7 protein-coding genes and 4 tRNA genes are annotated in these 7,104 nt (G+C 34.3%); all 11 read left to right on the top strand.

The genetic code is table 11. The features are described 5' to 3' along the window. Positions 1–3 precede the first annotated feature (3 nt). The 11 genes from ABYI63_RS12600 (at position 4) to ABYI63_RS12650 (ending at position 7,014) form a co-directional block, all read left to right on the top strand. Positions 4–1,023, top strand: coding sequence for a TrkA family potassium uptake protein (locus ABYI63_RS12600; protein WP_372756709.1), 1,020 nt, complete (start codon positions 4–6; stop codon positions 1,021–1,023). A 108-nt stretch (positions 1,024–1,131) separates the two neighbouring features. Next, positions 1,132–2,754, top strand: a complete 1,623-nt coding sequence (locus tag ABYI63_RS12605) for an alanine/glycine:cation symporter family protein (protein ID WP_372756710.1) — start codon at positions 1,132–1,134, stop codon at positions 2,752–2,754. Between the two features lie 19 nt (positions 2,755–2,773). Next, on the top strand, positions 2,774–3,643 hold the full coding sequence (locus tag ABYI63_RS12610; protein ID WP_372756711.1) for a ComEA family DNA-binding protein: 870 nt from the start codon (positions 2,774–2,776) through the stop codon (positions 3,641–3,643). A 13-nt stretch (positions 3,644–3,656) separates the two neighbouring features. Continuing rightward, positions 3,657–4,823 (top strand): acyl-CoA dehydrogenase family protein, encoded by a 1,167-nt coding sequence (locus tag ABYI63_RS12615; protein WP_372756712.1) that lies wholly within the window; start codon positions 3,657–3,659, stop codon positions 4,821–4,823. A gap of 85 nt (positions 4,824–4,908) precedes the next feature. After that, positions 4,909–5,103, top strand: coding sequence for a 30S ribosomal protein S21 (gene rpsU / locus ABYI63_RS12620; RefSeq protein WP_372756713.1), 195 nt, complete (start codon positions 4,909–4,911; stop codon positions 5,101–5,103). Between the two features lie 121 nt (positions 5,104–5,224). Continuing rightward, positions 5,225–6,115, top strand: coding sequence for a tyrosine-type recombinase/integrase (locus ABYI63_RS12625; protein WP_372756714.1), 891 nt, complete (start codon positions 5,225–5,227; stop codon positions 6,113–6,115). A 36-nt stretch (positions 6,116–6,151) separates the two neighbouring features. Continuing rightward, complete coding sequence (gene hpf, locus ABYI63_RS12630) at positions 6,152–6,454, top strand: ribosome hibernation-promoting factor, HPF/YfiA family (RefSeq protein ID WP_372756715.1); 303 nt, start codon at positions 6,152–6,154, stop codon at positions 6,452–6,454. Between the two features lie 101 nt (positions 6,455–6,555). Next, positions 6,556–6,629: transfer RNA gene (locus ABYI63_RS12635), tRNA-Thr, on the top strand. A gap of 73 nt (positions 6,630–6,702) precedes the next feature. Further along, positions 6,703–6,784, top strand: a tRNA-Tyr gene (locus ABYI63_RS12640). Between the two features lie 18 nt (positions 6,785–6,802). Next, positions 6,803–6,875: transfer RNA gene (locus tag ABYI63_RS12645), tRNA-Gly, on the top strand. Between the two features lie 67 nt (positions 6,876–6,942). After that, positions 6,943–7,014 (top strand) — tRNA-Thr (locus tag ABYI63_RS12650). Positions 7,015–7,104 lie beyond the last annotated feature (90 nt).

Below are 7,104 nucleotides of genomic sequence, written 5' to 3' on the forward strand. Positions count from 1 at the left end.
TATATGAACCCACTAATAAGATTCTTTAGAACCAAAATATACACGGCCGTTTTTTTAATGGTTTTTATATTATTAGTTGGAGTGGTAGGCTACAGGTTAATTTCTGGCTATTCTTGGGTGGATGCTATTTATATGACCGTTATAACCATGACCACTGTTGGTTTTGGTGAGGTAGTACCTCTAGATCAGGGATCTAAAATATTTACTATAATTTTAATATTGGGAAGTGTTTTAATTATGGGTTATGCCCTTTCCATTATTACAGAGTATATTTTAAGCAAAAATAACATTGAAGAATTAAAATATAGAAGAATGCAAAAACAAATTGATAGTTTTAAAAACCATGTGGTTATTTGTGGCTATGGTAGAAATGGGAAACAGGCAGCAAAAAAGTTGTTAGCTCATAATAAAGAATTTGTAGTAATCGATAAAAACAGAGAGATGGAAGAACGCTTGCAATTAGATGAGGTGCCTTATGTCATTGGAAATGCAAATGAAGATGAGGTGTTGTTGCAAGCGGGTATCAATCGAGCAAGTAGTTTTATTTCTGCCTTACCAGATGATGCGGATAATTTGTTTGTTGTACTGTCTACAAGACAAATAAATAAAAATATAAATATTATAAGCCGTGCTTCCCACGAATCTTCATACGATAAATTGAAATTTGCAGGAGCCAATAACGTTATTTTACCCGATAAAATTGGCGGAGACCATATGGCGTCTTTAGTTGTTGTTCCAGGCCTTATGGAATTTTTAGATAACCTTTCAATTGTGGGTAAATCAGATATAAATGTTGAAGAAGTGGCTGTTGAAAAGCTATTTAGTAGTGGTGAATTAAAAACCATAAAAGATTTAGACCTTCGTAAAAAAACAGGTTGTACTATAATTGGTTACAAAGATGAAAAAGGGGATTACACCGTGAACCCAGAAGCGGAGTTATTGCTAGTGCCTAATTCTAAAATTATAGTCTTAGGAAGACCAGAGCAAATTGAATCTCTAAATTCTCAATATAATATAAAATAGTTTTTTTTTTGTTTTTTACAACGTATGTTTTAAAAAACCATTTTTTTTTAGCATCTTGCCGACTTTTAGTAAGAATCCTTCAATAAAACTAATCAAATCTATTCTCCTATGAAGAAATATCTTCTTTCAATTTTTACATTAATAGCACCATTTTTAACTTTTGCTCAAGAATCAACCTCTGAAAAAATCGATAGGGTTTTTAAAGACTATACGGGATGGTTTGTGGAAGGCATATTTTATGAAATTCCATTTTCTGAAACTTATAAAATTCCATGGGTGCTTATTGTCTTAATTGGAGGGGCGGTATTTTTCACCTTTTATTTTAAATTTATAAACTTCACTGGTTTTAGAACTGCTTTACGTGTGGTTCAAGGGAAATATGAAGATATAGAAAAACATGGAGCTGATACGTTATATGGTGATATGACACCGAATGAAGAACATAATATCATTGAAACATTAAGAGATGATGGTGCGCACGGTGAAGTATCTCATTTTCAAGCCTTAACGGCTGCTTTGTCGGCAACTGTAGGTTTGGGTAATATTGCAGGTGTAGCGGTTGCCTTGTCTATTGGTGGACCTGGTGCGACCTTCTGGATGATTCTTGCGGGTCTGTTAGGTATGGCCTCCAAGTTTGCCGAATGTACTTTGGGTGTTAAGTATAGAGATGTTGGTAAAGATGGAACGGTTTACGGTGGTCCGATGTATTACTTAACCAAAGGTTTCAAAGAAAAAAACATGGGCGGTTTCGGAAAAATACTAGCAGTGCTGTTTGCCATTTTCGTAATAGGTGGTTCTTTTGGAGGTGGTAATATGTTCCAAGCAAACCAAGCAGCAGCACAGTTTGTGAAATTATTCGATTTTCAAAGTTCCAATGCAGGTATGTATTTTGGTATTGGGATGGCAATTATAGTTGCTATTGTTATAATTGGTGGGATTAAACGAATTGCAGCGGTAACGGAAAAAGTTGTGCCTTTTATGGCGGGTATTTATGTGTTGGCTGCTTTAATTATTCTTGTAGCTAATTGGAATTTAATTGATGACGCTTTTAGTCTTATTTTTTACGGTGCATTTTCTGGTTTAGGAATTGCAGGTGGATTGGTTGGCGTAATGATTCAGGGTATTAGAAGAGGGGCTTTCTCTAATGAAGCTGGTGTAGGTAGTGCTGCTATTGCACATTCAGCGGTAAGAACAAAATATCCTGCGAGTGAAGGTATCGTAGCGCTTTTAGAACCATTTGTTGATACGGTTGTAATTTGTACCATGACAGCATTAGTACTTGTAATTACAAATTTTGATGGTCATTTTATGGAATACGGCGTGCCAATTAAAGAAGGAGTAGAATTAACCGCTATTGCTTTTGATACCGTAATTCCTCATTTCTCGGTTGTTTTAACAATCGCAGTAATCCTATTTGCGTTTTCAACGATGATTTCTTGGTCTTATTACGGTATGCAAGGTTGGGTGTTTTTATTTGGTAAAGGAAAAATTAGCGATTTAATTTATAAAATATTATTTTTATTTTTTGTAATTGTGGGATCGTCTATCAGCCTTGGTGCGGTTATCGATTTCTCCGATGCTATGATTTTTGCAATGGTAGTTCCTAACATTATTGGCGTTGTAATTTTATCTCCAGTTATTAGTAAAGAATTAAAACGTTATTTAAAGGCTATAAACATTAAACATGAAGCATTAGAGGACGGAGCAGAAGATCTTACTAAACATATGTAATAACTAACTCAAAATATATATGAAATCCCATTTCAAGTTTTCTAAAAACCAACGGAATGGGATTTTTTTATTAATACTACTCATCATTATTTTTCAGGGATTGTATTTTTATGTTGAACTGTCTTCAAGTGAAATTAACGTAAACCAAGTCGAACTTGCAAAATTTCAAAAAGAAGTGGATTCGCTCAGATTAATTCAATTAGAAGAACGCAAACCAAAAGTATATCCATTCAATCCCAATTATATTACCGATGTTAAAGGTGCTTCATTAGGTATGACTAATGAAGAAATTGACAGATTACTAGCGTTTAGAAAGCAAAATAAATGGATAAATTCATCCAAACAATTTCAGGAAGTTACTAAAATATCCGATTCCCTTTTGGCAGCCTTAGCCCCTTTGTTTAAATTTCCGGATTGGGTTACGGAAGCAAAACAAAAGCCTGCCACAAATTTTTATTCCGATAAAAAGCCAAAAACATTCGAACAAAAAATAGATTTAAATAACGCAACAGCTCAACAACTACAAAGCGTTAATGGTATTGGGGAGGTGCTTTCTGAAAGAATCATAAAGTATAGAAATAAATTTGTTGGAGGCTTTATTGATATGGTTCAATTGCAAGATGTATATGGGATTACTCCAGAAGTTATGCAGCGTATCAGTGAAGATTTTGCAGTAAAGACGCCTCGAACATTTAAAAAAATAATATTGAATAACGCCACAATCGATGAGTTGGTGACCGTGCAACATATTGATTATAAACTAGCTTTTAATATTGTAGAACAACGTCAACTTAGAGATGGCTTTAAATCTTTAGACGATTTAAAAAAAGTAAAAGACTTTCCGGTAAATAAAATCGATATAATTAAATTATATTTGTCCCTCTATTGAAAAAGAAACATTAATGAATAGTATGTACTTCACTGAAGAACATCAGCTTTTTAGAAAGAGTCTACAAGATTTTTTAAAAAAGGAAGTTGTTCCTCATATTGATGCTTGGGAACAAACAGGTGTTATAGATAGATTTATTTGGAAAAAGTTTGGAGAAATGGGATTCTTTGGAATCAATTATCCGGAAGCTTATGGCGGATTAAATTTAGATTTGTTTTATACCGTTATCCTTTTAGAAGAACTACAAAAAATAAATTCAGGTGGTTTTGCGGCCGCAATATGGGCACATGTTTATTTGGCAATGACGCATTTAAATGCTGAAGGAAGTGAATCAATTAAGCAAAAATATTTAACCGCCAGTATTACGGGTGATAAAATTGGATGTTTATGTATTACGGAACCTTTTGGAGGTAGTGATGTGGCGGGCATGCGCACAACGGCAGTTAAGAAGGGCGATCACTATATTATTAATGGTTCAAAAACATTTATTACCAATGGTGTTTACAGCGATTATTTGTTAGTTGCAGCTAAAACGGCACCAGAGTTGGGTAACAAAGGCATTAGTATATTACTTGTAGATAGAGAAACCCCAGGAATATCCGCTACAAAATTAGACAAGTTAGGCTGGCGCGCATCCGATACTGGAGAAATTGCATTTGATGAGGTTAAAATTCCACTTAGTAACCTATTAGGTGAAGAAAACAAGGGCTTTCCCTATATCATGCAGCACTTTGCTTCCGAGCGTTTAATTATGGGCATTAATGCACACGCCCGAGCAGAATATGCCTTGGAATATGCTTTGCAATACATGTCGGAACGTAAAGCATTCGGGAAATCAATTAACAAATTTCAAGCTTTAAGGCACACTATTTCCGATCTGTATACCGAGATGGAAATTTGTAAGGAGTTTAATTATTCGGTAGCTTATAGATTAAATAAAGGTGAATATGCTGTAAAACACGCTACCATGTCTAAGTTAAAGTCTACAAAAATGGCCGATGAGGTTATTTACCAATGTTTGCAATTTCTGGGTGGCTATGGTTATATGGAGGAATATCCTATGGCACGATTGCTGCGCGACAGTAGGTTAGGGCCTATTGGAGGTGGGACTTCAGAGATTTTAAGAGAGATTTTGGCGAAGATTATCATCGATAAAAAAGAATACAAACCGTCAACTTAAAAAAAAAGCTAATTGATAATTGCAAATTGAAAATTATTTTTATTTTTGCAGCCACAAAATCTAAAAGAGAGGAGGTTAAGACACTATGTTAATAATACCAATTAAAGAAGGAGAAAATATAGATAGAGCGCTAAAGCGTTTTAAAAGAAAGTTTGATAAGACTGGCGTTAAGCGTCAATTACAGACTCGTAAACAATTCACAAAGCCTTCAGTAGAGCGTAGAGCGCAAATACAAAAAGCACAATACATTCAAGGTTTAAGAGACGCAGAAGATATCTAATCTGTCACTTATATAAAATTAAAATCCCGCAACCAGCGGGATTTTTTTTGCGCCATAATTTATGAGTTAAAGTTGCAGTTTCATTTTTTAACTTTTAACTTTAGCTTTTAATCCCCTTATTATGCCATTCAAATCATTTACAGATTATCTATTGTTGGAAAAAAATTATTCCGCATTAACTGTTAATGCCTATCAGAAAGATTTGGAAAGTTTCTTAAAGTTTATAAATCTTGAATATGAGGTTGAAAACATCAACCAAGTTAACTATGCCCAAATTCGAACATGGATTGTTAATTTAGTTGAAAGTGGAATTTCTAATAGAAGTATTAACAGGAAAATTTCATCCTTAAACTCCTATTATAAATTCCTTCTCAAAACAAAATCTATTGAAGCAAATCCGTTAGTTAAACACAAAGCTCTGAAAACAAGTAAAAAAATACAAATACCTTTTTCAGAAGCTGAAGTGTCTCATGTTTTAAACGATTTCAATTTTGAAAACGATTTTGAAGGTATACGTAACAAATTGATAATTGAGCTTTTTTATTCTACAGGCATTAGAAGAATTGAATTAATAGAACTGAAACTTTTAAATTTTAATTTAGAAAATAAAACTTTAAAAGTATTAGGTAAGCGAAATAAGGAACGTATTATTCCATTGCTGGGGACTGTGATAGAAACATTACACCTATATATTAAACAACGAAATGCTTTAGAAAGGATTACTGACGTTGACTATTTGTTTTTAACCCAAAAAGGAGTTAAATTATATGAAACACTTGTTTATAGAATAATAAATGAGTATTTTAGTAATGCATCTACCAAGGTAAAAAAGAGCCCGCATATATTAAGGCATTCTTTTGCGACTCATTTGCTTAATCAGGGTGCCGATTTAAATGCTGTTAAAGAGCTTCTAGGTCATTCAAGTTTAGCGGCAACCCAGGTTTATACTCATAATAGTATCGTAGAGTTGAAAAAGGTGCACGTAAAGGCGCATCCAAGAAGTAAAAAATAGTATTAACAGTTATTGTTTAACCAAAAATTTCAAAGTATGAAAGTAATCACGCAATCAGTTAATTTTAATGCCGACAAAAAGTTAATAGAATTCATTCAAAAACGAATGGATAAATTGGATATGTTTTATGACAAAGTTATTCAGTCGGATGTTTTTTTGAAAGTTGAAAACACAAGTGATAAAGAAAATAAAATATTTGAAGCTAGGGTAAGTGTGCCTGGAGATAGTTTTGTGGTAAAAAAGCAATGTAAAAGCTTTGAAGAAGGAGCAGATATGGCAGCAGCGTCGTTAGAAAGACAATTAAAAAAGAGAAAAGAAAAATTAAGAGCACATTTATAATAAAATTTATTAAAAAATGTTTTGATTAAAAGAATAATTCTATACATTTGCAGTCCGTTAGAAATAGCGGGCTTTTTTTATGCATAAAAAGAGTAAAAAACGCCGATGTAGCTCAGCTGGCTAGAGCAGCTGATTTGTAATCAGCAGGTCGTGGGTTCGAGTCCCTCCATCGGCTCAATAAAATTAAAGAAATGAAATTTTAATGTTTCATTTCAAGTTCTTTAAAAAGAGTGAAATATAAGTTAATTGGGGAGATACTCAAGCGGCCAACGAGGGCAGACTGTAAATCTGCTGGTTTTACCTTCGCAGGTTCGAATCCTGCTCCCCCCACGTGATGGATCATTAGATGCGGGTGTAGCTCAGTTGGTAGAGCGACAGCCTTCCAAGCTGTAGGTCGCGGGTTCGAGCCTCGTCGCCCGCTCAGTTACACGGTCAGACGGATCGTGAATATTGAGTACTGAAAGCGATGTGAACCTGGCATGCTCCAGGCCGACGTAGCTCAGGGGTAGAGCGCTTCCTTGGTAAGGAAGAGGTCACGGGTTCAAATCCCGTCGTTGGCTCTGAGCACAGCTTATAAAGACAGTAAAAAACAAGTAATTAATATTAAACTAAATTGAGGATTTTCAGACATGGCTAAAGAAACCTTTGAC

Source organism: Mariniflexile sp. (assembly GCF_041583155.1).
In the GTDB taxonomy this organism is placed as follows: Bacteria; Bacteroidota; Bacteroidia; order Flavobacteriales; family Flavobacteriaceae; genus Mariniflexile.